The organism is Leifsonia sp. ALI-44-B (assembly GCF_001984125.1).
Lineage (GTDB): Bacteria > Actinomycetota > Actinomycetes > Actinomycetales > Microbacteriaceae > Okibacterium.
Map to the genome: position 1 here is coordinate 399,994 of NZ_MTQL01000007.1, position 21,985 is coordinate 421,978.

The window sequence follows — 21,985 nt, forward strand, 5'->3', positions numbered from 1 at the left end:
CGGGAATCCTCACGTCATTGTTGAAGCTGGCGACGATCAACATACCACCAAGCGATCGTTTAATCCCACTGAGCGGAAAGTTAATCCCATTCAGTGATAGTTTGGGCTCGTCATCCCCGGTCAAAGGAGCCCAGCCCCATGCAGAGTCGAACAGAGTCCAGCGATGTCGTCGTCATCGGCGGAGGCCTCGCCGGCGTCTCAGCCGCCGTTGCCGCCGCCCGACTCGGTTCGCGCGTCTCGCTCATAACCAATCGTCCCGTGCTGGGCGGCAACTCGTCGAGCGAGATCCGCGTGTGGGTGGTCGGCGCCACCGCGCACGGCCATCAGCGATTCGCGCGCGAAACCGGCATCATGGGCGAGCTCTTCCTCGAGAACCAATACCGCAACGCCGAGGGCAACCCCTACTACTGGGATCAAACGGTGCTCGACCTCGTGCGCGCCGAACCCAACATCCGCCTGCATCTCAATACGGATGTCCGCACCACTGTCATGCGCGACGCCACGCCCGACGCCTCAGCCGATGCTGCCCCCGCCATCGAAGCCGTCGTCGGCTGGACCATGGGCAGCGAGATCGAGACGCGCTTCGAGGCCCCGATCTTCATCGACTGCACGGGCGACGGCCTGATCGGCGCCCAAGCCGGCGCCACCTACCGCATCGGCCGCGAGGCGCGCTCGGAATACAACGAGCCATGGGCACCCCTCGAGGCCGACGACGAACTCCTCGGCAGCTCCATCTTCTTCTACACGAAGGATGCGGGCCGCCCCGAGCGTTTCGTGCCGCCGAGCATCGCCATCGACATCGCCCGGACCCCCATCCTGGCCAACCGCATCATCCGCACGGGCGACAACGGCTGCAACTACTGGTGGATCGAATGGGGCGGCGAACTCGACACCGTCGGCGACAACGAACGCATCCGCGACGAGCTCTGGGGCGTCGTCTTCGGCATCTGGAACCACATCAAGAACTCGGGCGAATTCGACGCCGACACGCTCACGCTCGAATGGGTCGGTGCCATCCCGGGCAAGCGCGAATACCGCCGTTTCGTGGGCGATCACACGCTCACCCAGCACGACATCCTCGACCAGGTGCGCTTCGACGACGCCGTCGCGTTCGGCGGCTGGTCGATCGACCTGCACCCCGTCGAGGGCGTCTATGCCGACAAACCGGGGGCCCAGCAGCGTTTCAGCGACGGCACCTACGACATCCCGTTCCGCAGCCTCTACTCGCGGGATGTCTCGAATCTGCTGTTCGCCGGGCGCAACATCTCGGCCTCGCACGTGGCCTTCGGGTCGACGCGCGTCATGGCCACGTGCAGCACGCAGGGTCAGGCGGTCGGAACCGCCGCGGCCCTCGCCGCGCGCCTTGGCGTGACCCCGCGTGAGCTCGGTTCGCGGCACCTCGACGTCTTGCAGGGCACGCTCCTGCGGGAAGACGCACCCGTCATCGGCGTGCGGGCTGATGATCCGGAGGACCTGGTTCGGGGCGCGACGCTCACTGCATCGAGCACCCTGACCCACCTGTCGACGGTGCCGCACGCGGGGTCAGCCCATACCGACACCGGCAGCGCCACCGCCACACTCCCCCTCGACCGCGACGTGGCGCTCGTCATCCCGGTCGAGCCCCGCCTCGACGACATCACCTTCCGCGCCGACGCGAGCGCCGACACCACCGTGACGGTCGAGCTCTGGGGCACGGGCAAAGCGCAGAACTACGCCCCCATCGTGCCGCTCGACACCCGCACGGTCGCCGTGACGGCGGGCCGCGGCATCCCGATCACCGCTCGTTTCGACTGGTTGCCCGACGAACCTCAGAATGCCGTCATCGTCGTGCGCGCCAACCCCGACCTCGCGCTGCACCTGGCCGAGGAGCGCCCCTATGGCGTGCTGGCCCTCACCGCCAAGCACGCCTCGGACGAGTCGCTCGACGACCACATCCCCGAAGAGGGCGACCAGCCCGTCACCGACTGGACGGCCCGGATGCTGCGCCGCCGCAGCTTCGTCGCGACCGTGTCGCCCGCGACCACCGCCTACGCCCCCGCCCACCTCTCGGACGGCCTGCAGCGCCCCTTCGGCGGACCCCACCTCTGGTCGTCGGCCCCGCTCGACCCGTCCCGCGACCTCGCCGCCTACCCGGAAATCGTCGAGGCGGCGTGGCCCGAACCCGTGACCATCCGTTCGGTGCGCATCGTGTTCAACGACGACGTCGACGAGGATCTGGTGAACCTGCACCACCACCGCACGGAGTTCGAGGTCATCCCCGAACTGGTGTCCGACTACGCCGTCGAGGCGCGCACCGCGACGGGCGAATGGATGCCGGTGGCCGAGGTCTCGGGCAACCGCCACCGCCACCGCGTGCACGACATCGATGCCGTCACGACCGACGGTCTGCGGCTGGTCGTGCGGGGCACCAACGGTTCGCCGTATGTCACGGTCGTCGCGCTGAAGGCGTACTCGGCGCCGAGCGGCCGGGCCGGAGATGCCTGGGTAGGCTGACAGCTGAGTCCCCGTCCGTCCCGAGCGAAAGAGGTCACCGTGCCCGGCGAAATCCAGCAAGGCATCGGCCGCGCCGCCTCGGTGCTCGAGGCTCTCGGTGCGTCGACGAGCGGTCCGCTGCGGGCATCCGATATCGCCCGCGCGACGGGGCTCGGCGCCTCGACGACCGCCCGGCTGCTCGGCACGCTCGAGGAGCTCGGTTATGTGAGCAAGCTCGCGGCCGGCCCCGCCTACACGATCGGCCCCGCCATCCTGGCTCTGGCGAGCGCCGGGCTCAACCAGAACGCCGTGCACCGCGAGGCCCGCAGCGCCGCGCAAGAGCTGGCCCACCGCACGGGTCTCAGCGTCAACGTCGCCGTGCGCGACGGGGCGAGCTCGGTCTACCTCTGCCACTTCGAGGGCTCGCTCGCGCCCAAGTCGCACACCATGGTCGGGTTGCATCAACCGCTGCACGCCTCGGCGCTCGGCAAATGCCTGCTCTCGGGCCTCGGCGACGACGAGCGCCGCGAGCTGCTCGGCGACGAACCCTACCCGCGCTACACGAAGAACACGCTGGCCACGTTCGATGCGCTGAACGCCGACCTGGCGCGCATCGCCGAACGCGGCACGGCCCTCGAAGACCAGGAACTCGCGCTCGGCCGCCTCTGCGTCGCGGCGCCCATCCGCGACGCCACGGGCTCGGTGGTCGCGGCGATCTCCATCTCGGGCCGCCTCACCGTGATGAACGACCACGACCTCGACGCCCTGTCCGAGGAACTCGTCGAGGTCGCCGACCGCATCAGCGTCGGACTCGGCATGATCTCGGCCATCCCCGTTCGCTGAGGCCCTCTCGCTGAGGTTCTCTCGCTGGGTTACACCAGCTGCCAGTCCGGCTTGTTGTCATAGGTGTAGCGGTAGTAGTCGGCGTGGGCCAGGCGCGAGGCGGCAGCCTCGTCGACCACGACCGTCACGTGTCCGTGTAATTGCACGGCCGAGCCCGGAACGGAAGCCGTGAGGGGCCCTTCGAGCGCGGCCGCCAGCGCCTCGGCCTTGGCCTCGCCGAACGCGAGCAGCACGAGGTGGCGCGCCCGCAGGATGGTGCCGAGACCCTGCGTGATGCAGTGGCGGGGCACGTCGTCGACGCTGTCGAAGAAGCGCGCGTTGTCGCGGCGGGTCTGCTCGGTGAGCGTCTTCACGCGCGTGAGCGACGCAAACGATGAGCCCGGCTCGTTGAAGCCGATGTGGCCGTCGGTGCCGATGCCCAGGATCTGCAGGTCGACGCCGCCGGCAGCCTCGATGGCGGCCTCGTAGTCGCCGCCCGCGTGCTGGATGGTGTCGACATCCCCGTTGGGCGTGTGCACGAGCCGCGGGTCGAGGCCGAGCGGTTCGACGACCTCGCGCGTGATGACCGAACGATACGACTCGGGATGCTCGGCGGGCAGCCCCACGTACTCGTCGAGGGCGAAGGCGCGCACGCGCGAGAGGTCGAGGCCGGCCGAGCGTGCGGCCAGGGAACGGTAGACGGGCAATGGGGTCGAGCCCGTCGCTACGCCGAGCACGGCATCCGGTGTGCTCGTGATGAGACGCACGATGGCGTCAGCCACCAGGTCGCCGGCGGCTTCTTTCGTGGGGAGGATGACGACTTCGGCCATGTCACGTGCCTTTCGATACGGGGATGATGTGGGGTGCACGCCGCTCAGGCGCGGGGCCCGGCGGGCAAAACGTCGGCCACGAGGTCGGCGGATGCGTCAGCGCGAGTGTCGGCCGGCATTTCTGCCAAGACGTCGGCGGTCGTCCAGCGGTCGACGACCTCGCCGTGGCCGCTGGCGCGGAACGCGAGGACCGCGGCGCCGATGCGGCCGCCCGCTGTGCCCAGTTCGGAGACGCGGATCTCGGGGGCCTCCCGCCACACGAGCGACTGCGCGAGTTCGGCACGCAACGGGTCGAGCAGCAGGCCGCCGGCGCGCGATACTCCGCCGGCGAGCACGATGACGGCCGGGTCGATGAGCAGCGTGACCGATTTGAGGCCCAGCGCGAGCGCGTGCACACCGTCGGCCCACACGCGGTCGGCGACCGGGTCATGCCCGAGGCGCGCCGAGATGGCGGCGGCGTCGAGGCCCGGCTCTCCCCCGGCGGCGGCGTAGCGGCGCGCGATTCCGGCGCCCGACAGATAGACCTCGAGACATCCGTGTTGGCCGCACGTGCACGGTTCGCCGTCGGGGATGGCGGGGATGTGCCCGAGTTCGCCGGCCGTGGTGACCGCGCCGACGACCGGATGCCCGCCACTCAAGATCGAGGCCGCGACCCCCGTGCCGATGGCCACGAGCACCGAGTTGGCCACACCCTTCGAGGCGCCGAAGAGGCTCTCGGCGAGCCCGCTCGACCGCACGTCGTGGCCGATCTCGACGGGCACGCCCAGTTCGGCCGAGAGGATGGGGCCGAGGGGAACGTCGGTCCAGTCGAGCGTCGAGGCGTAGCGCACGATGCCGTTCTCGGCCTCGACCATGCCGGGCGTGACGACGCCGATGCCGACCACGTGATGCCCCGACTGTTCGGTGTGGGCGCGCAAACCCTGCAGCAGCTCGATGATGCGGGCGATGGACTCGTCACCGGTAGCGCCGACGCCCACGGAGCGCGACGCGATGGTGCGGCCCGAGGCATCCACGATGGCGCCCTTGAGGTTCGTGCCGCCGATGTCGACGGCGATGACGACGGATGCGTCGGAGAGAAAGGCTGATGCCGGGTCCACAGCCGCAGCCGCAGCCGCAGCCGCAGCGGCCGACTCCGAGGCGGGCGCGGACGACGACGGTGCAAGCGAGGAGTCCTCGAGTGCCGCAAACAATTCGCGCACGACGTCGGGATCGGTCCGCAGCGTCCCGTCCCCGCGAGGCGAAGCGGTCTGCGCGCGCAGGTGCACCTCGGTCGCCCCCGTCGCGTCGAGGATTTCTCGCACATTGGCGGGGCGCACCGATCCGCCGACGAGCACGGTCGGGGCTGCGGGCTCCGCGCGCGACCAGCGCACGAGTTCAGCCAGCACGTCGACACCCTGCAGCGCGGGATGCGGCCCACCCGAGGTCAGCACGCGCTCGACACCGGCCGCGGCCAACACGTCATAGGCGGCCAGCAGATCGGATGTCGCATCGAAGGCTTTGTGAAAAGTGACGGGCAGCGGCGCGGCGGCGTCGATCAGGCGGCGGAGCGCGACGGCATCCACCTCGCCCCCGGCCGTCAGAGCGCCGACGACGACGCCGACGGGAGTGCGCGCGCCGGCTGCGGCAGCCGCGATGGCCCGCAGATCGCGGCACATGACGTCGACCTCGGCCCCGCTATAGACGAAGTCGCCCCCGCGCGGCCGCACGATGATCTGCACGCCGACGCGTTTAACGGCGTCGAGCACCGCCAGGATCGTGCCCATGCTCGGCGTCGTGCCGCCCTCGAGCAGGTCGGCGCACAACTCGATTCGGTCGGCGCCCTCACGGTCGGCGACGAGCGCACCGTCGAGGTCGTCGACACACAGCTCCACGAGCACGCGGTTCGTCTGCGCAGAATCGGATGCGCTCACTGCACGTCACCGCGCGCGGCGATCCAGGCGGTCACATCGGCACCGGCCGCGATCTCGCCGACGGGCACGCCGCCGCCCAGGACCGGCAGGTCGACGAGCGAACCGGCGGCCGCGACATCCACGCCCAGCGCGCCCAGCACCTCGAGCGCGAGCAGGGTCGTCGCGCGGGGGTTGCCGTCGACGATCTTCATGGCGACCGCCTGACCCGTGGCCGCGGCCATGCCGATGACGCCCTCGGCGCCACCCTTGGCGAGCACCCCGGGCACGCGCGTCATGGTGTCGCTGTTGGCGTGGTTGTCACCGCCCACGAAGAAGGGGTGCGCGCGCATGGCGTCGGCGACGAGGCGCTCGGGGGTTCCCTCGGGTGCCGTCACGAGGGCGCGGAACGAGCGCGCCAGACCCTCGACCGTGGTGCTGAAGAGGGGCGCCCCGCATCCGTCGATGGCCGTGTATTCGACGGCAGTGCCCGCCACGCGCTCGACCGTCTGCCGCACGAGCTGCTGCAGCGGGTGCTCGGGGTCGAGGTAGGTGGCCGTGTCCCAGCCGTTGGCGGCGCACGCCAGCAGCATGGCGGCGTGTTTGCCCGAACAGTTCATGCGCACGCGCGAACGGGTCTCGCCGTCGCGGATGAGGCGTTCGCGCGTGGGCTCGTCCTCGGGCCAGTCGACGGGGCAGCCGAGCGCCGATTCGTCGAGACCCGCACGGCCGAGGATGCGGCGCACGGCGTCGACGTGGGCGTCCTCGCCCGTGTGGCTGCCGGCCGCGATCGCCAGCTCTTCGCCGCTGAGGTCGGCGCCGGCGAGGAGACAGGCAAGGGCCTGCAGGGGTTTCGTGGTGGAGCGTGGCAGCACCTGCGTGGACCCGCGACCGAGGTCGGCGACCACGGTTCCGTCGGCGTCGAGCGCGACGAGCCAGCCGAAGTGGCGGCTCTCGATGACGCCCGAGCGCACGATGACGGCGAGCTCGGCCAGCTCGGAGGCGGCGGCGGGCGCGGACGAGGCGTCGAGGTCAGAGGAGGGAAGGGTTGCCACGGTGTTGCTCCTTCGTCGCGGGGGCGACAGTCGATCGGTAGTACGTGAGAGAAGAACGGGACGACAGGTCAGTCGAGCACGGGCGCGCCCACGATGGGCACGGGCGCCGCGGCATCCGGTTTGCGCAGGCTGCGCTTCGAGGGTCGCGTGCGCAGGCGGGCGGCGAGCGTCGAGAGCGCGCCGTTGAAGACCAGGTAGATGAGCGTGACGACGACGAACGTCTGAATCAGCAGGTGGTTGAACGACGACAGCACCTGGCCGCGATAGAGCAGCTCGGTGAAGGCCACGATGTAGCCGAGCGAGGTGTCTTTCACGAGGCTCACGAGCTGCGTTACAAGCGAGGGCGTGGCGAACCGCAGCGCCTGCGGCAGCACGACGAGTCGCGAGGTCTGCGCCTCCGACATGCCGAGGCTCAGGCCGGCTTCGCGCTGACCGCGGGGCAGACCCAGGATGCCGGCGCGGATGATTTCGGCGAACGCGGCCGAGTTGGCCACCGTCAGCGGGATCACGAGCTTCCAGATGAGCGGGAAGTTCAGGCCCAGCTGCGGCAGGCCGAACAGCATCAGGTAGATGAGCAGCAGCACGGGAACCGTGCGCGCGATCTCGATGTAGCCGGTCGACAGCCAGCGGATGATGCGCACCCGGCTCAGGCGTCCGAGCGCCAGGAACAAGCCGAGGAACCCTCCGAGAACGGCCACGAGCGCGGCCGCCTGGATCGTTCCCCACAGGCCGACGAGCAGGTACTCCCACACGGGCCACGACAGGAACGGCGTCCACTTGTCGGCATCCAGCTGCCCCTTCGAGCCGAACTGGATGAGCCCGGCCACGACGATCCCGATCAGAATCAGGATGACGACGGCCGACCAGATGCGAATATTGCGGCGGGTCTTGGGCCCGGGCTCGTCGTACAGCGACACCTTCTGCGTCGCGGCACCCTTGCCCGCGCCAGCACCCGCGCCGGCGCCGGTCGTTTGCGTTGCAGCGCTCATCGGACGATCGCCACCTTTCGCTCGATGCGGCCGGCACTCAGGCCGATGATGAGGGCGAGCAGCATATAGACGAGGCCCGCCGCCGTGAAGATGAGGATGGGTTGCGCCTCGACGAGGTTGAGCTTGTTGGCCGCCGAGGTGAGCTCGACGACGCCTACGGCCGCGGCGAGGGCCGTGTTCATGGTCAGCGCGATCATGACGTTGCCGATGGGTTGCACGGCGGCGCGCAGCGATTGCGGCAGCACCACCAGGCTGAGGGTCTGGCCGAGCGTGAAGCCCAGCGCGCGGCTGGCCTCGATCTGCCCGTTGCCCACGGTGTTCACACCGCTGCGGATCGCCTCGGCCACATACGCAGCCTCATAGAGCGTCAGCACGACGACGGTGGTGGGCGCCAGGGGCATGAGGATGCCGGCATCCGGAAGCGCGAAGACCGCGAGGATGAGCAGCACGAGCAGCGGCACGTTGACGAAGAACTGCACGTAGGCGAAGGCCGCTCCGCGCAGCACCGGGATGGGGCTGATGCGGGCCGCCGCGATGAGCGTTCCGACGATGAGCGAGCCGATACCGGCGACCACCGCCATCACGACCGTCGTTCCGAGCGCGGCGAGGAGCGGGCCGGCGCTGTCGACGAAGATATCCATAACTTCCTTCGGGCGGTTTCGGGGCGGTTCGGGTGGGGCGGGTGAACGGGCGCGAGCCGCCGGAACCGGTTGTCTCTCAGAAACGCGAGGCAACCGGCATCCGGCGTCTAATGCGGCTTAGGAGCCGGGGACCGAACCGATCTTCGGAGCGTCGGGCGTCTCGGACTCGACGGCCGCGCCGAGCGTGGCGTCCCAGACCTTGGCCCAGGTGCCGTCTTCCTGGATCTTGACGAGCCACTCGTTGATGAACGTCTTGAAGTCGTCATCGTCGTGCTTCAGGCCGATGCCGTAAGCCTCGGTGGTGAAGGGCTGGCCGACGACCTTGATCGAGTCATCCGATGCGGCGTTCGAGGCGAGCAACGTGAAGTCCTGCACGTAGGCGTCGCCGCGACCCTGCTTGAGGGCCTGCATGGCCTGCGGGTCGGTGGCGAAGGAGACGAGCGTGGCGGTGGGCTGCTCTTCGGGAACCGCGGTCACGGCCGGCGTGTTTGCGCCCACGATGACGGTCTTGTCGGCGAGGTCTTCGATGCCCTTGATGTCGTCGTTGTCGCTCTTGACGGCGACGGCCAGACCGGACTCGAGGTAGGGGCCGGCGAACGAGACCTGCGCGGCGCGCTCCTCGGTGATCGTGTAGGTGTTGAAGACCACGTCGACGGTGCCGTTCTGCAGCAGCGCCTCACGGGTTTCCGAGGCCGGCGGGATGATCTCGACGTTGGGCTCGCCCAGGATGTAGATCGCGAGCAGCTTGGCCAGGTCGGCGTCGAAGCCCTCGACGTCGTCGGGGTTCGAGGGGTCCTGCTGCGAGAGCAGCGGAGCGTCGAGGGCCTCGCCCACGATGAGCTTGCCGCGCTCCTTGATCTTGGCCATGGTCGAGTCGGGCAGGATATCTGCGGCCTCGGCGACGACGGCGTTCTTGTAGACCTCGTCGAGCGAGGAGGCGGCCGACGAAGCCGTGGGGTCGGCGCCGGGAACGGCGGCGTCTCCGCCCGAGCAGGCCGCGAGGCCGAGCATGGCGGTGAGGGCGACGGCTGCGACGGGGATGGCCCGGCGAAGGGGTGAACGTGAAACGCGCAAGGTGGTGCCTTTCTCGGTGGGGTTCTAGGGCTGTGTGACTGTAGGGCTGCGGGTCAGTGGGTCAAGATCTTGGAGAGAAAGGCGCGGGCGCGTTCCGACTCGGGGTGGTCGAAGAACTCGGCGGGCGTGTTCTGTTCGACGATGCGGCCGTCGTCCATGAAGACGACGCGGTCGGCGGCGCGGCGGGCGAAACCCATCTCGTGCGTGACGACGACCATGGTCATGCCCTCCTTGGCGAGCGAGACCATCACGTCGAGCACCTCGGTGACCATTTCGGGGTCGAGAGCCGAGGTGGGCTCGTCGAACAGCATGACCTTGGGGCGCATGGCGAGCGCGCGGGCGATGGCGGCGCGCTGCTGCTGGCCGCCCGAGAGCTGGGCGGGGAAGCTGTCGGCCTTGTCGGCGATGCCCACGCGGTCGAGCAGTTCGAGGCCGTGCTTCTCGGCCTCCTTCTTCTTCTCGCCGCGCACCTTGATGGGGGCGAGCGTCACGTTCTCGAGGATGGTTCGGTGCGCGAAGAGGTTGAACGACTGGAACACCATGCCCACGTCGGCCCGCAGTTGGGCCAGCGCCTTGCCTTCTTGAGGCAGCGTGACTCCATCGATGCGGATGTCGCCGCTCGTGATCGTCTCGAGCCGGTTGATGCAGCGGCACAGCGTGGATTTGCCCGAGCCGGACGGCCCGACCACGACGACGACCTCTTGCGGCGCAATGCTGAGCGACACGTCTTTCAGCACGTGGTGGTCGCCGAAGTGCTTCTGCACGTCGGTCATGACGACCATGTCGGTCGATGCGCTGCGTGCCGCGGGGGATGCCGCGGGGGTTCCGGGTGCGTGTGCCATAGTGCCGCCTTCTCGTGAAATGCGGCCTTCGGGGGCCGCATCGCCATCCTCGGTCGGATCCCCATCCATGATGACGGGATCAACCTAACAACTGATTGTTACACGTAGATTTCGATAAACTTTATGCAATACTGGAGCAACTGCGGAGGCATCCGCCACCCCGACGCGACCGGAAGAGCCCCGATGAGCACGAGCGAGTTGTTCCGCACACCGCCCCGCCACGCGCCCCAGAACGTCGAGATCCTCGGGCCACTGCGCTCGGGCCGGGCCACGTCGCGCGCGGCCCTCGCCAAGGCCACGGGCCTCTCCCCCTCGACCGTCGCGTCGCGCGTCGAGGACCTCATCGCGCAGGGCCACATCGTCGAGGTCGGGCACGGCGAGTCGCGCGGCGGCCGGCGCCCCCGCCACCTCGAGATCCGCGGCGACGCCGGTCTCGTCGGCTGCATCGACCTGGGCGTCGACCGTGCCACCTTCGGCCTCATCGATTTCGCCGGAAACCTCGTCGGCGAGCGCCACCTCGACCTCGACATCGCGGCCGGCCCGCACGAGGTCCTCTCATTTGCCGTCGCGCAGCTCGTCGACATGGTCGAGCAGGCGGATGTTCCGAGCCACACGCGCCTGCGCGGCATCTCGGTCGGGGTGCCCGGGCCCGTGTCGTCGACCACATCCCGCATCGTCGCGCCGTCGCGCATGCCCGGCTGGAACGGCGTGTCGGTGGCCGAGGTCGTGCAGCGCGACATCCAGCTGCCCGTCGTCGTCAACAACGACGCCAACCTGATGGCCGCGGGCGAACTGCTCGACGCCGACGAGGCCGCCGCGTTCGCCAATCAGGTGTTCGTGAAGGTGGGCTCGGGAATCGGCTGCGGCATCGTGTCGGGCGGCGAGCTCTACACGGGCAGCAACGGCTGGGCGGGCGACATCAGCCACGTCTCGGTACCCGGGGCCGCGGCGGTTCCCTGCTCGTGCGGGCGCACCGGATGCCTCGACGCCCTAGCCTCGGGCAACGCCCTGGTGCGCGAGATGCAACTCGCCGGCCACGACGTGCACACCGTCGAGGCGATGATCGCGCTGGCCCGCGACTCCCACCCCCTCGCCACACGCCTCTTGCGCAACGCGGGCGTCATGACGGGCGGCGTACTCGCCACCATCGTCAACTTCTTCAACCCCGACCGCCTCGTGCTGGGCGGCGTGCTCGCCGATTCGGCCGTCTTCGTCGCGGGCGTGCGCTCCACCCTCTACGCCGACTGCCTACCCATGGCCACCGAGCAGCTCACCGTCGAGGTCACGCGCCACCAGGGCACGGGCGGCCTGCGCGGCGCGGCCCGCATGTTCCTCGACCGCGTCTTCTCCACCGAGGGCCTCCCCCCGCTCACGCCGGCGCCCTGACGCACTCCGCCGCCGTGCACAGCGCTATAGCTCTAGGCGTCTCACAGACCGATCATTAGGCTGGGCGCACGGACCGGCCGGGGTCGGCGGATGGGGGAAATCATGGATGCCCCAATCGCGATCATTCTCGGCGTAGTCTTCGTCGGCGCTTACGTGGCGGTCATCGTCTACGCCATCACTCAGATCCGACGCGAACCGACACTGAACAGCTCGGAACGCGCCCTATGGATCCTGGCGGTCATCTTCTTCCCGCTCATGGCCGGTTTCGTCTGGCTGTTCATGGGGCCGCATCCGCTCGGTCTGCGTATCGACCAAACGCGAGCTCCGCGCAGCTAGCGCGCCCGACGGCCCCTCCGCCGCTAGCCTTCAGCCTTCAGCCTTCACCCTTCAGGCCGCATCAAGCTTCAGGCCGCGACGACCCAGCCGGTGACGCAGGCCGCGGCGACGATTCCGAGCGGGAGGACGGCGAAAGCGAGCCATCCCGACATGACGAGGAATCTTCTCTTCGCGGCCTCGATGATCGCGCAACTGAGGATGGCACAGGCCACGAGGATGACGGGAACGAGCAGAGTGATGCGTGCCAGGACCGGCGGGGCCTCCCAGAAGGTGGCCAGGGCCGAGACGAGGTAGGCGCCGAGCAGGCTGGCGAGGATTGCGAGCAACGTGAAGTTGAGCGGAGCTTCGCTCGACGTGTCGGGTTCGACGGGCGGGGTTACCTTCGTGCGGCGCGGGCGGTTCCGGTACGTCTCCGCTGCCGTTTCGATCTCGGCGATCGCGTCGTCGGAGACCTGATCCGGGGTCACCCTGAGGAACTCTCGGATGCCTGATGACGGCACGCGTCGGGCTGCAATGAGCCGCGCAAGGCGGTCTCGCTCGAGTTCGGTCGTCCAGCCCTCGATGGAGATACCCCAGCGACCGGCGTGGTCGGGATTGCCGAGCTCGCGGTAACGCTCCGCCAGCCGCCCTCGAACGTCGAGTTGCGAGGGGTCGCCGTCGATGAGGGCTCTGAGCTGCTGCAGGGCCCGCTGATGGCGGCCTTCCGCCCACAACTCATCGGCCCTGTCGAGGAGCGCTGGATTATTCACGTGCATAGTCTGGCGCACGTCGGCCCTATGAGTCCCAGCGCCGGGCCCGCCGAATGGCTAGCCCGACGACGCGACCCGGGATTCGAAGAGCTTAGAGAGCTTTCTTCGCCTTGTTGGCGCCGCGACGGACGAAGCCGAAGACGATCGTGCCGACGACGAGGATGATGCCGATGATGCCGAGCCAGAACAGGCCCTCGATGGCGAAGCCGACGACGGCGAGAATCGCCCAGACAATGAGGAGAACAACAATGACGGTCACAGTGGACCTTTCTATAGGGACCCGAACGAACGCAGGTCCTCTGTTGAGGTTACCTCGCGCATCCGCTCAATGACTCGTCGCCCTGATTATTCAAAGCAAGTATGGGATGCGCGTATGCGCCCTTCCCCCGACGTTCACGCTCGCGGCCTCACCTCTCGGCGTGCTCGAGCAGCTGTGACAGGTGGAACCGCCATCCCTCCGCGTGTTCTTCGCGCAGATGGTTCCCGTCGGGAACGCCGAGGAAACCCGTCTCCGATACCGAGACGCGGGTGCCCGTCGCCGTCAACTCGAGCACGAAGGCCACCTGGAGCGGGGAGGGCCACTCGGTTTCGGACCACACGAATGTGAGTGCCCGGCCATCCGTAACCTCGATGACCTGCCCCACGGCTTCGCGCTCGGCCCCCTCTTCGATCCACACCTCGCGCAGCGGCGAGCCGACGATGGTATCGAACTGCATGTCGGGCCACCAGGCGCTGCGCTCTTCGGTGAGCGCCCGCCAGACCGCGTCCGCCGTCACGGCCGTATCGACTGACACGACCAGACCGTCTCGGTTTTCGGCCGCCGCGGCTTGTCGCAGAACCTCGTGCTCCAGGCGCTTGAGGTCGGCGGCGACCAGGTCGATATCGCGCGCGAACTCGTCGTCGGTGAGCTCGATTTGGCGCACCGTGAAGACGATCTCGGCACCGTTCGGATGCGCGAGCACGCGCACGGGATTCGTGACGACGGTCCCGGATGGCAGGGTCACATCGTGGTCGAGGACTCCCAGGTCGTTCCGCTCGACGAATCGAACGGTCACCCGACCCATGGGCGACTCGACGACGAGGACATCGCCCTCGCGAACCACGTCAGACTTCGCGAGACCCGCCGCCCACCGCGGAAGGTTGTCGACATTCGACGCATACTCATACACGGCGTCCGGCGAAGCCGAGATGACCCGACTGACGTGATGGCTTCTCATACTCTCGGTCACTGATCCTCGCCTTTCGGGTTCTTCGGTCACAAGACGTGCAGCGCGTCGGACTCGTCGCGCTCGCGCCGGCTCAACGCGCGCAGCACCGCGAGGTCACCGTGGCGCACACGCGCCGCACCCACGAGAACGTCGACGGCAGCGGCCAGGGCGGCGGGAGGACTCGTGACGGCGGCGCCGATGCTGAGGGACAGGTCATCCGTGTGCACGGCGAATTCGACCAGACGGGTGCGCAGGTAGTCGTCGAGCGAGATGATCTCGCCCGGCCGGTGCGCAACGCCCAGGCGACGGCCGGCTGGTTCCGAAGCGAGGCGCGATCGCAAGCGATCGAGGGTCTCACGGCACTGCGCGACCACAGCCAGAACACCCTTCTCCGCTGATTCCGTTCCACGTCGGATGACGCCGCGACTGACGTCTGACTCGCGATCGGCAATGCCCTCGAAGGTTCCAAAATAGGTGGATGCATCGATAACGGCGATGTCGGTGCCCCCGGGCCCGCCGCCCGCCTCACGACCGCCGTCCGAGTCGGGGCCAGAGCCGACGCCGGAGTCAACCTCGAGGTCGAGGAGGAACTCGACCTGCGTCAGACTGCGCCCGAGATGAGCCGCCAAAACTCCCACGGTCATGCCGGGCAGCACGGATTCCTCGTGCCACCTGCTCGCAACCCGCTCATCGCCGATGAGGTCGACGGCGCTGGCCGCGGCCTCGAGGTAGGTCACGCGAGGGATGCTTAAGGCGCTGTCAGTCATGGGCCCCAGTGTGGCAGCCGCCGACGCCCGCGAACAGGCCCAAGCTTGAGGATTCTTATCGACCGAATAGGCTGGTGCGATGGATCCAGCAGCAGTGAATTCCTGGGGATGGTTCGCTTTAGCCTTGGTCAACGCGGGCCTGGCGGAACAGAAGAACCGATCGCGCCTCAATTGGTTCCTCGTCTCGATCTTCCTCGGACCGATCGCCACCCTGCTCATCGTCGTCTGGAAACCGGCTCCCGTGCGGCCGGACGACGAGGCCCCTCAGCCCATCAGCCTGTCGACCGGTGTCCTGGCCCTCGGCGTGACTTTGGCCGCCGCCGCGATCATCGTGGTGGCCCTGCTGGCGTCGAGCGAGTGGAGCACCGTCGCTTGGATCGTTGCCGCGGCCCTGATGGCCGGTGCCCTCTCGTGTCTCGTCACCTTCATCGTGCGCCGCCCGACCGACCGGGCGCGTTCCCTCGCCGCGACGCGCGCGAGCACTCCAGAAGAGGCGGCGCGGCCGCATGACGTCGAGGTTCGCCATGACCGCGCCTCATCCTGACCGCGCCCCGTCCTGACGGCGCCTCGCCCCTACTGAGCCGAGACGCTCAGCCGCCCGGCTGCAGGCGCTGGAGCTTGTCGGGATTGCGCATGACGTAGATCTCCTCGATGGCCGCGCCCGCGATGGCGAACTGGAAGGATGCGTCAACCGTTCCGGAGTTGAGCGACAGTACGCTCAAACCCCCGTTGAGTTCGTCGCCCCTGATAGTGCCCGCCGGGCCGACCTTGGCCTGCAGGCCGAAGAGGAAGCGCACGATGGCTTCGGCGCCGGTGACCGGGCGGCGCGCCGCCGAAACCTTGCCGCCGCCGTCGACGGTGAGCACGGCATCCGGAGCCAGGGTCGAGATCAAGCCCGTGATGTCCCCCGCCTCGACCGCCGCGATGAAACGCGCGACGACCCGGTCGTGCTGCTCCGTCGTGACCGCGAACCGCTGCCGCCGGGTCTGCACGCGGTCGCGCGCGCGGTGGATCATCTGCCGCGCGCCATCGACCTCCATGTCGAGGATGTGTGCAACCTCGACATAGGAGAAGGCGAAGATTTCTCGAAGGACGAAACCCGCGCGTTCGCGATCCCCCAGCGCGTGCAGGATAACGAGGAACGCAGCCGACACAGCCTCATGTCGCGCGAACTGCTCCTCCGGACCCGGAACTCCACCATCGGCGGGCAGCGGTTCGGGCAGCCACGGCCCGACGTAGTCCACGCGGCGACGCTCCGCCGAACGTAGAACGTCGAGGCACAGGTTCGTGGTCACGCGGGCGAGGTAGGCGCGCGCATGCTCGACGTCGTGGTCGACGGCCAGCCAGCGCTCGTAGACGTCTTGGACGACATCCTCGGCGTCGGCGACCGACCCGAGCAGGTCGTAGGCGAGCGTGAAGATCAGCCCCCGATGGCGCAGAAACGTGTCGGAGGCGTCGGTCACTCGTTCACCCTAGCGGCGGGCCCGGCCGGCCAGCGATACGTGCCGGGGCGGCGGGCCTCCTGACGCATCCACCGCACCGTTTGCCGGCAGATGAGCTCCTTGAAGACGGCGGCCGGTCGGCCTCGCAGCCGAATCCGGCGCGGGGTGTCGTCGGGGTGCACGGCCTGGATCAGGCCACGTGTGCGGCCGAGGCTCACGCACTGGGCAACGAAGCCGGCACTGTGGGCGGCGGGCGCAGCACCGTCGATCAGGGCGCCGACGACATCCGCGACGTGCGCCCCCTGCGGAAGGGCGCTGGCACACCCCATTCTGAGGTGCGTGTTCTGCGCGCCGCCGATGTGGCACCCGTCCCCTGCGCCGACGATGTTCGGATGCTCGCGAACCCGCAGATCGGCCCCCACCTCGAGCTGCCCCCGATCGTTGACCGGCAGGCCGCTCTCGGCAGCCAGTGACGCGCCGACGAACCCGTCCGTGTGCAGCACGAGGGCAGGCGCCGGCACCGCGCCATCCCCGCGGTGGATGCGAACACCGAGGCGAGTCAGCGCCCGTTCAGCCTCCTTGCCACCCGCCGCGCCCAGAGACCGGCCGACGGGCCCCCGCGACACCAGATGCACGTGGATGTCGGGGCGCGCCGCCCGCAGCTCCGACGCGAGTTCGATGCCGGTGTGTCCGGCTCCGCGCACCACGACCGCCGAACCCGGTGCCGCGTTCCGCACGGCTTGCCGGGCCCGCGCGGCATCTTCGTCGGTCGACACCGAGAGGTGAGGCATCCCCGGCTCGTCGTCTGAGTCGGAAGGCATCGGACGCGCCGTCGATCCCGCCGCGTAGACGAGATAGTCGTAGGCCAACGCGTCGCGATCGGCGAAGAGCAAGCGCGACATCCCCGCATCGATCGACGCGACGCGCGCGGTCACGCGGCGAACCGACGCGTGCAGCACCTCGTCGAATGACAGGCGACAAGATTCGCGCACACCGCTCGCAACCTCGTGCAACCGGATGCGTTCGACGAAGTAATCTCGCTCGTTGACGAGCACGACCGTCGCGTCACCCCGCCCTGCTAGCCTGTTCGCCGCCATCACGCCGGCATACCCGCCGCCGACGACCACCACTTGATTACCCATTGCGCTCCTTCATCGTGTGACACTCTGACGAACGAGCGCCCCGAAACGTGACAGCGGCGGGGAAATCACGGAATGGGGATCGGCTCCCAGCTCGCGGAGACCCGCAAATGGAAGAGCTTGTCGGCTTCGGTGGGGCGGAAGGATGTGCCCACGCCGAGTTGCAGTCCACCCGCCGCGGGAAGCGACTCGCCCACGCCGACGGGCTGTGAGTCCACGACCGGGTCGGCGTTCTCGGCGGCAGCGATCTTCGCATCCAGTTCGCCGAGGCTGTCGAGCGGCAGATCCAGCTGCTCGAGCACGTCGCGATAGCCGGCTCGACCGTCATCGGGGCCGTGCTCGATGACGGCATTGACCTGCAAGCCGAAGAGCCGACCGGCGGGAACGAGCACGTCATCGGATGTCGAGCCAGTGATCGCTTCGGCGTTGTCGGTCATATCGAAGATGACCTCGGTCGCGTCGACTTGCACGGTCTTCCCCTCGGGCAGCAGCAGGCGCACGGGCCGGGGCCCCACCGAGGTCGAACTGTAGGCTCCCACGAAGGTCCCCACCGTGGCGCGCACATCGGTCTCGATGCCGAATGCTTCGACACTCGGTTCGACCGTCAGATCCCAGACTTCCACGCCATCCTCATATGTCATGGCGGTGGGCTCTGGCCCCGAGTGCACGACCCCGTATTCGTTGCGCGGGAACCGGTCGGGCGACGACGTAGGCGCGCCGATCACGGGAAAGCACCCGCTGACCGCGAGCACGACCGCGGTCAGCAGCGCCGCGAGCGCGACACGGCGCCCCCGTTTGTTCACGTCGTCCTCCCCCTGCGCCGAGAGGACGGCGGTTTCACCGGAAGCCTACCCACAACGCAGGGCGTGTCGCGCGCGCGGGCGCCCGTCGCCCCCGCCCTTACGCGGGGGTGATGTCCCCGAGTTTCCAACTGCGGTCGAAGTAGGGCTCGAGCGGGCCATAGAGACGGAAATAAGAGAACCAGTGCTTACCCGGGATGGTCTGCACCCAGTTCGCCTCTCCGGCGGCCGGGGCCTCGGGGCCGAAGTACAGGTCCACCGAGCCGTCCTCGTTGACGACGAGCTCGGGGTCGCGCGAGCCGCGGTCTCCGCGCTGCTGCGGGTTGTCGATCAGGCACCGGGTGGCGACGTCGTAGACCGTGGCCGACCAGAAGAGCTTCGCGGGCACGTCGGCGGGCACGTGCAGCGTATAGGCGCCGCCGTCGAGCCACTCGCCCGCGGCATCCGTGTATGACCCGAGGTAGGCCTGCCCGACGCCCGGGGTGGTGCTCTTCATGGCCTCGGAGAAGGTGACCGCCTCGTAGAACCAGGATGCACGCTCGAGCAGCTCGTCATAGCCGTTGCCCCGCTGCGCCGGGTTGTCAATCACGATGGCCTGCTCCCACCGGCGGTCGGGCCAATAGCTGCCCTGCTCGAACCGCTTCGCGAACGTGTTCGCCTGCGCCATCAGTTCACCCGCGGCGGCACCCTGCTCGAGGATGCGGCGTAGGCGCTCGTCGGGCTCGAACGGTTTGCCCTTCTCGATGCCCAACTGCTTCAGCATGGCCAGATAGAACCGGTCGCGTTCATCGACGACCTCGGTCTGGTAGACGCCGTGCAGCACACGCCAATAGTCGAGGCCGCGGGGTTGGTCGCCCGTCCATTCGCGGCCGTCGGGCGACACGATGCGCGTGGGCGTCGGGTTTTCGCGCTCCGAGTAGGGGTAGATGCGCACGGCATCCACGAGGGCCTCGGCACGGGCGGGGTCGGGATCGAGCGTGCGAAAACCGAACATGATGTTGAAACCGGATGGCTGCAGCGTGCGATAGTCGGGGCTCAGGTCATCCGGAGCACTCTCGCCGGGAGGCACGACCACGTACTTGCCTCCCTGGCCGCGGTCGGGGCCCATCTCGCCCATCGCGCCGATCTCGCGCTGCCAGAAGTCGGACACCCCGCCAGCTGTCGGGCCCGCCGGCAGTTCGATCACGAGCGGCCCGGTTTCGGCCAGGGCGAAGAAGTTCAGGATGTAGGGCGTCGTCGCATTCGCCGTGATGATGCCGAGACGGTCGCGGTAGGTGACATAGCGCACGAGGTCGCTGCTCGTCGCGCCGAACACGTCGTAGTGCTGGCCCTTCCACTGCGCATAGGACACGATCGGCAGCGCCCAGAGGTAAGCCTGGCACGCCATCTGGTAGTCGAGTTCGTCGAAGATGGTGGGGATGGCGGAGCGCGCGGGCAGCTCGCCATCCATTGCGACGTGGGCGAGCGGGCCGGGCAGAGCGGGCGTGCTGGATGTCATGGCGGAGCCTTTCTCGGCGATCGGGCGACGGCGGAGAGGTGACGCTGCGGTGCGGAACCCCCCGGATTCCATCTGATCCCGACCATAGGGCCGAGCCGCGCAGAAGGCCAGTGAATATTCAGGGCGGACTCCCACGGCCCCACGGCGTGTCCCGATGCGCGACATACTGACACCATGACCGACTACCCGCAGGCACCCCTTCCGCCGCTCGTCGTCGGCTCCGACCCCGTTCGCACCGAGCGGGCCACGCGACCCTCGTTCGTTCTCACCCTGGTGGCCGCGGCGCTCGTCCCGGTTTTGGCGGTGACCGTCGCGGCTCTCATCGCGTCGTCGAGCGGCTTCGCGATGGGATTCGTGTCGGCTCTGCCGCTGCTGCTCGTGTCGTGGTTCACCCTGTTCCCGGTCGCGCAGGTGGCGTCGGTCCGCGGCGCGCGATCACGCCCGGGCACTGTTCTCACGCTCGACACGGCGGGCCTGCACAGCAGCATCGAACAGGGGGATGTCTTCCTCCCCTGGCCCGCCATCGAGCGCCTCTCGGTGCGCCGCCGCGGCAAGTACCGCATCCTCACGTTCCACCTCGCCCCCGGCGTGACCGCGCAGTCGCCCGGCATCCACTCGACGCTGCCCGCCAAGTCGTTCGCCACCCTGAGCAAACTCGGCTTCCAGCTCGGCGAGGTCGCCATCGACTGCCCGCTCGACACCGTCATCGCGGCCTCGACAGCCTTAACGGGCGGCCGCCTGCGCTAGGCGATCCCAGGCCGACAAGCGGCCGATCCACCCCGGGCAGGCAGGCGCCCTCGATCGCCCCGGTGATTGGCCGCCTGCGCCAAACGATCACAGGCTAGGCGAACATCCGGATGCGTCGGCTACGACGCGGGCAGCTCGGCAAAAGCGCGCTTCACGCCGTTGTACCAGTCGAGGGACTTCTTCGGGTGGCGCCAGCGGCCCTTCATGTCCTCGCGCGCCGGAACGTGAGCCTCGTCGCCGGCCTTGACCGCCTCCTTGAGGTGCCGATCCTGGGCCTGGATGATCTCGTCGGCGGTCTCGGCCCGGTGCTCGAGGCCGCAGGGTCCGCCTAGGTCGGTGCAGGTCATGGTTTTCATCGTGTCTCCGTTCTCGCCGTCGCGTCTGCTGCGGCTCTCACCAGGTTGACGAACGGGCGACGTGGGATGTGACCATCCGCATCATTCCTCGGTCGCCCCGGGCGTGTCGCGCACGACCGGGCGTCGAACGATCGCGGCCAACACCTCGGGTTCGGCGCGGAAGACGATGGCTGTGACCACGCCGTCGGCGACCGTGAAGTCGAAGGCGACCATCGCCTGCCCGCGGTTGAACCAGGCCGCCCCCGGGCGCCCGTCCACGAGCGCGGGTAGGGCAGCGTGCGCGCTGCCGTTGAAGAAACCGGCCACGGCCTCGGGACCTTCGATGCGCGTCGGCGTTCCCGCGGCGATCGCGGCCGCGTCGGCGCTCACGGTCGCGCCCGGGGCGAGAAGGGCCAGAAGCCCCATCAGGTCGCTCCCCCGGGCCGCGGCCATGAACGCGTCGACGACCTGTCGGTCGGTCTCGGGGCCACCCCGCTCGGCGTCCGCGACTTTCGCGCGCGCCCGCGAGGCGAGTTTGCGGGCCGCCGACGGCGTGCGGTCGAGGATCTCGCCGATCGCGTCGAACTCGAACCCGAACGATTCGTGCAGCACCCACGCGACCCGTTCGTTCGACGTGAGGCGGTCGACCACTACGTGCAGGGCCTGCCCCACCGACTCCCGGTGCAGGGCCGCGTCCTCCGGGCCGGGCTCGGCCGAAGCGGCGACGTCACGCACGTCGGCCGTATCGACGGGCTCGGGGATGCGCGCGCGCAATCGGTCGAGGCACAACCGGGTCGTGACGGTCGTCAGCCAGGCAGCGGCGCTGTCGAGCTGGGCGGTGTTCTCGTGCAGGCGGATCCAGGCGAGCTGCACGACATCCTCGGCCTCGTGCGGATCGCCGAGGATGCGGCTGGCGATGTTGGTCAGCCGGCCGCGCTCGCCTTCGAAGACATCCGATGCCACCATG

23 protein-coding genes are annotated in these 21,985 nt (G+C 68.9%); 6 read left to right on the top strand and 17 right to left on the bottom strand.

From position 1 onward, the window contains the following. Window positions 1–138 precede the first annotated feature (138 nt). A complete protein-coding gene (locus ALI44B_RS08880) occupies window positions 139–2,493 on the top strand; it encodes an FAD-dependent oxidoreductase (protein WP_077054365.1) in 2,355 nt (784 codons plus the stop codon). 39 nt (window positions 2,494–2,532) lie between these two features. Further along, the gene (locus ALI44B_RS08885; protein ID WP_077054366.1) at window positions 2,533–3,315 is read left to right on the top strand and encodes an IclR family transcriptional regulator; all 783 of its coding nucleotides are present in this window, start codon (window positions 2,533–2,535) and stop codon (window positions 3,313–3,315) included. Between the two features lie 29 nt (window positions 3,316–3,344). Here the strand turns inward: ALI44B_RS08885 and ALI44B_RS08890 are convergent, their stop codons facing one another. The 7 genes from ALI44B_RS08890 to ALI44B_RS08920 all read right to left on the bottom strand — a co-directional run bounded on the left by ALI44B_RS08890 (window position 3,345) and on the right by ALI44B_RS08920 (window position 10,551). Continuing rightward, window positions 3,345–4,124 (bottom strand): glucosamine-6-phosphate deaminase, encoded by a 780-nt coding sequence (locus ALI44B_RS08890; protein WP_077054367.1) that lies wholly within the window; start codon window positions 4,122–4,124, stop codon window positions 3,345–3,347. A gap of 44 nt (window positions 4,125–4,168) precedes the next feature. Further along, entirely contained in the window at window positions 4,169–6,034 is a 1,866-nt protein-coding gene (locus tag ALI44B_RS08895; protein WP_077054368.1) for a copper homeostasis protein CutC, read from the bottom strand. Further along, window positions 6,031–7,065, bottom strand: a complete 1,035-nt coding sequence (locus ALI44B_RS08900) for an asparaginase (RefSeq protein WP_202969376.1) — start codon at window positions 7,063–7,065, stop codon at window positions 6,031–6,033. The genes ALI44B_RS08895 and ALI44B_RS08900 overlap by 4 nt, the downstream gene beginning before the upstream one ends. Window positions 7,066–7,133: 68 nt before the next feature. Then, a complete protein-coding gene (locus ALI44B_RS08905) occupies window positions 7,134–8,054 on the bottom strand; it encodes an amino acid ABC transporter permease (RefSeq protein WP_083709792.1) in 921 nt (306 codons plus the stop codon). Further along, window positions 8,051–8,695, bottom strand: coding sequence for an amino acid ABC transporter permease (locus ALI44B_RS08910; protein ID WP_077054369.1), 645 nt, complete (start codon window positions 8,693–8,695; stop codon window positions 8,051–8,053). Before ALI44B_RS08910 ends, ALI44B_RS08905 begins: the two co-directional genes overlap by 4 nt. Window positions 8,696–8,812: 117 nt before the next feature. Next, window positions 8,813–9,769 carry a glutamate ABC transporter substrate-binding protein gene (locus tag ALI44B_RS08915; protein ID WP_238592171.1) on the bottom strand — a complete coding sequence of 319 codons (957 nt, stop codon included), beginning with the start codon at window positions 9,767–9,769 and terminating at the stop codon, window positions 8,813–8,815. Between the two features lie 53 nt (window positions 9,770–9,822). Next, complete coding sequence (locus tag ALI44B_RS08920; RefSeq protein WP_143459316.1) at window positions 9,823–10,551, bottom strand: amino acid ABC transporter ATP-binding protein; 729 nt, start codon at window positions 10,549–10,551, stop codon at window positions 9,823–9,825. 243 nt (window positions 10,552–10,794) lie between these two features. On the opposite strand from ALI44B_RS08920, the gene ALI44B_RS08925 reads away from it, so the two are divergent. Both ALI44B_RS08925 and ALI44B_RS08930 read left to right on the top strand, forming a co-directional pair. Next, window positions 10,795–11,997, top strand: coding sequence for an ROK family transcriptional regulator (locus ALI44B_RS08925; protein WP_077054371.1), 1,203 nt, complete (start codon window positions 10,795–10,797; stop codon window positions 11,995–11,997). Window positions 11,998–12,099: 102 nt separating this feature from the next. Continuing rightward, window positions 12,100–12,333: a PLDc N-terminal domain-containing protein gene (locus tag ALI44B_RS08930; protein ID WP_077054372.1), complete on the top strand. Its 234-nt coding sequence runs from the start codon at window positions 12,100–12,102 to the stop codon at window positions 12,331–12,333. Window positions 12,334–12,401: 68 nt separating this feature from the next. Here ALI44B_RS08930 and ALI44B_RS08935 read toward each other — a convergent pair whose 3' ends face one another. From ALI44B_RS08935 to ALI44B_RS08945, 4 genes are all read right to left on the bottom strand, one after another. Next, window positions 12,402–13,082, bottom strand: coding sequence for a DUF6584 family protein (locus ALI44B_RS08935; RefSeq protein ID WP_179100242.1), 681 nt, complete (start codon window positions 13,080–13,082; stop codon window positions 12,402–12,404). Between the two features lie 91 nt (window positions 13,083–13,173). Then, entirely contained in the window at window positions 13,174–13,341 is a 168-nt protein-coding gene (locus ALI44B_RS16150; protein ID WP_179100243.1) for a hypothetical protein, read from the bottom strand. 148 nt (window positions 13,342–13,489) lie between these two features. Next, the gene (locus ALI44B_RS08940; RefSeq protein WP_077054374.1) at window positions 13,490–14,299 is read right to left on the bottom strand and encodes an SRPBCC family protein; all 810 of its coding nucleotides are present in this window, start codon (window positions 14,297–14,299) and stop codon (window positions 13,490–13,492) included. A gap of 38 nt (window positions 14,300–14,337) precedes the next feature. Then, complete coding sequence (locus tag ALI44B_RS08945) at window positions 14,338–15,057, bottom strand: maleylpyruvate isomerase N-terminal domain-containing protein (protein ID WP_077054375.1); 720 nt, start codon at window positions 15,055–15,057, stop codon at window positions 14,338–14,340. Window positions 15,058–15,136: 79 nt separating this feature from the next. On the opposite strand from ALI44B_RS08945, the gene ALI44B_RS08950 reads away from it, so the two are divergent. Next, on the top strand, window positions 15,137–15,601 hold the full coding sequence (locus ALI44B_RS08950; RefSeq protein WP_077054376.1) for a hypothetical protein: 465 nt from the start codon (window positions 15,137–15,139) through the stop codon (window positions 15,599–15,601). Window positions 15,602–15,647: 46 nt separating this feature from the next. Here the strand turns inward: ALI44B_RS08950 and sigJ are convergent, their stop codons facing one another. The 4 genes from sigJ to ALI44B_RS08970 all read right to left on the bottom strand — a co-directional run bounded on the left by sigJ (window position 15,648) and on the right by ALI44B_RS08970 (window position 19,936). Further along, window positions 15,648–16,520, bottom strand: a complete 873-nt coding sequence (sigJ, locus tag ALI44B_RS08955) for an RNA polymerase sigma factor SigJ (protein ID WP_077054377.1) — start codon at window positions 16,518–16,520, stop codon at window positions 15,648–15,650. After that, window positions 16,517–17,641 carry an NAD(P)/FAD-dependent oxidoreductase gene (locus ALI44B_RS08960; protein ID WP_077054378.1) on the bottom strand — a complete coding sequence of 375 codons (1,125 nt, stop codon included), beginning with the start codon at window positions 17,639–17,641 and terminating at the stop codon, window positions 16,517–16,519. The genes sigJ and ALI44B_RS08960 overlap by 4 nt, the downstream gene beginning before the upstream one ends. Window positions 17,642–17,706: 65 nt before the next feature. Next, entirely contained in the window at window positions 17,707–18,441 is a 735-nt protein-coding gene (locus ALI44B_RS08965; protein ID WP_077054379.1) for a hypothetical protein, read from the bottom strand. Window positions 18,442–18,538: 97 nt separating this feature from the next. Next, complete coding sequence (locus ALI44B_RS08970; RefSeq protein WP_077054380.1) at window positions 18,539–19,936, bottom strand: DUF1254 domain-containing protein; 1,398 nt, start codon at window positions 19,934–19,936, stop codon at window positions 18,539–18,541. 174 nt (window positions 19,937–20,110) lie between these two features. Here ALI44B_RS08970 and ALI44B_RS08975 point away from each other — a divergent pair, with 174 nt between their 5' ends. Further along, window positions 20,111–20,683, top strand: a complete 573-nt coding sequence (locus tag ALI44B_RS08975) for a hypothetical protein (protein ID WP_077054381.1) — start codon at window positions 20,111–20,113, stop codon at window positions 20,681–20,683. Between the two features lie 119 nt (window positions 20,684–20,802). Here ALI44B_RS08975 and ALI44B_RS08980 read toward each other — a convergent pair whose 3' ends face one another. Beyond that, the gene (locus ALI44B_RS08980) at window positions 20,803–21,039 is read right to left on the bottom strand and encodes a DUF1059 domain-containing protein (RefSeq protein ID WP_077054382.1); all 237 of its coding nucleotides are present in this window, start codon (window positions 21,037–21,039) and stop codon (window positions 20,803–20,805) included. An 81-nt stretch (window positions 21,040–21,120) separates the two neighbouring features. Further along, window positions 21,121–21,984, bottom strand: a complete 864-nt coding sequence (locus tag ALI44B_RS08985) for a sigma-70 family RNA polymerase sigma factor (RefSeq protein WP_077054383.1) — start codon at window positions 21,982–21,984, stop codon at window positions 21,121–21,123. Window position 21,985 lies beyond the last annotated feature (1 nt).

Bases quoted from the DNA above. Each gene is read 5' to 3' on its own strand.
- ALI44B_RS08880 (WP_077054365.1), top strand. From the start codon at position 139: ATGCAGAGTCGAACAGAGTCCAGCGATGTCGTCGTCATCGGCGGAGGC.
- ALI44B_RS08890 (WP_077054367.1), bottom strand. From the start codon at position 4,124: ATGGCCGAAGTCGTCATCCTCCCCACGAAAGAAGCCGCCGGCGACCTG.
- ALI44B_RS08905 (WP_083709792.1), bottom strand. From the start codon at position 8,054: ATGAGCGCTGCAACGCAAACGACCGGCGCCGGCGCGGGTGCTGGCGCG.
- ALI44B_RS08910 (WP_077054369.1), bottom strand. From the start codon at position 8,695: ATGGATATCTTCGTCGACAGCGCCGGCCCGCTCCTCGCCGCGCTCGGA.
- ALI44B_RS08920 (WP_143459316.1), bottom strand. From the start codon at position 10,551: ATGGTCGTCATGACCGACGTGCAGAAGCACTTCGGCGACCACCACGTG.
- ALI44B_RS08925 (WP_077054371.1), top strand. From the start codon at position 10,795: ATGAGCACGAGCGAGTTGTTCCGCACACCGCCCCGCCACGCGCCCCAG.
- ALI44B_RS08930 (WP_077054372.1), top strand. From the start codon at position 12,100: ATGGATGCCCCAATCGCGATCATTCTCGGCGTAGTCTTCGTCGGCGCT.
- ALI44B_RS08940 (WP_077054374.1), bottom strand. From the start codon at position 14,299: ATGAGAAGCCATCACGTCAGTCGGGTCATCTCGGCTTCGCCGGACGCC.
- ALI44B_RS08945 (WP_077054375.1), bottom strand. From the start codon at position 15,057: ATGACTGACAGCGCCTTAAGCATCCCTCGCGTGACCTACCTCGAGGCC.
- ALI44B_RS08950 (WP_077054376.1), top strand. From the start codon at position 15,137: ATGGATCCAGCAGCAGTGAATTCCTGGGGATGGTTCGCTTTAGCCTTG.
- ALI44B_RS08960 (WP_077054378.1), bottom strand. From the start codon at position 17,641: ATGGGTAATCAAGTGGTGGTCGTCGGCGGCGGGTATGCCGGCGTGATG.
- ALI44B_RS08970 (WP_077054380.1), bottom strand. From the start codon at position 19,936: ATGACATCCAGCACGCCCGCTCTGCCCGGCCCGCTCGCCCACGTCGCA.
- ALI44B_RS08975 (WP_077054381.1), top strand. From the start codon at position 20,111: ATGACCGACTACCCGCAGGCACCCCTTCCGCCGCTCGTCGTCGGCTCC.
- ALI44B_RS08980 (WP_077054382.1), bottom strand. From the start codon at position 21,039: ATGAAAACCATGACCTGCACCGACCTAGGCGGACCCTGCGGCCTCGAG.
- ALI44B_RS08985 (WP_077054383.1), bottom strand. From the start codon at position 21,984: ATGGTGGCATCGGATGTCTTCGAAGGCGAGCGCGGCCGGCTGACCAAC.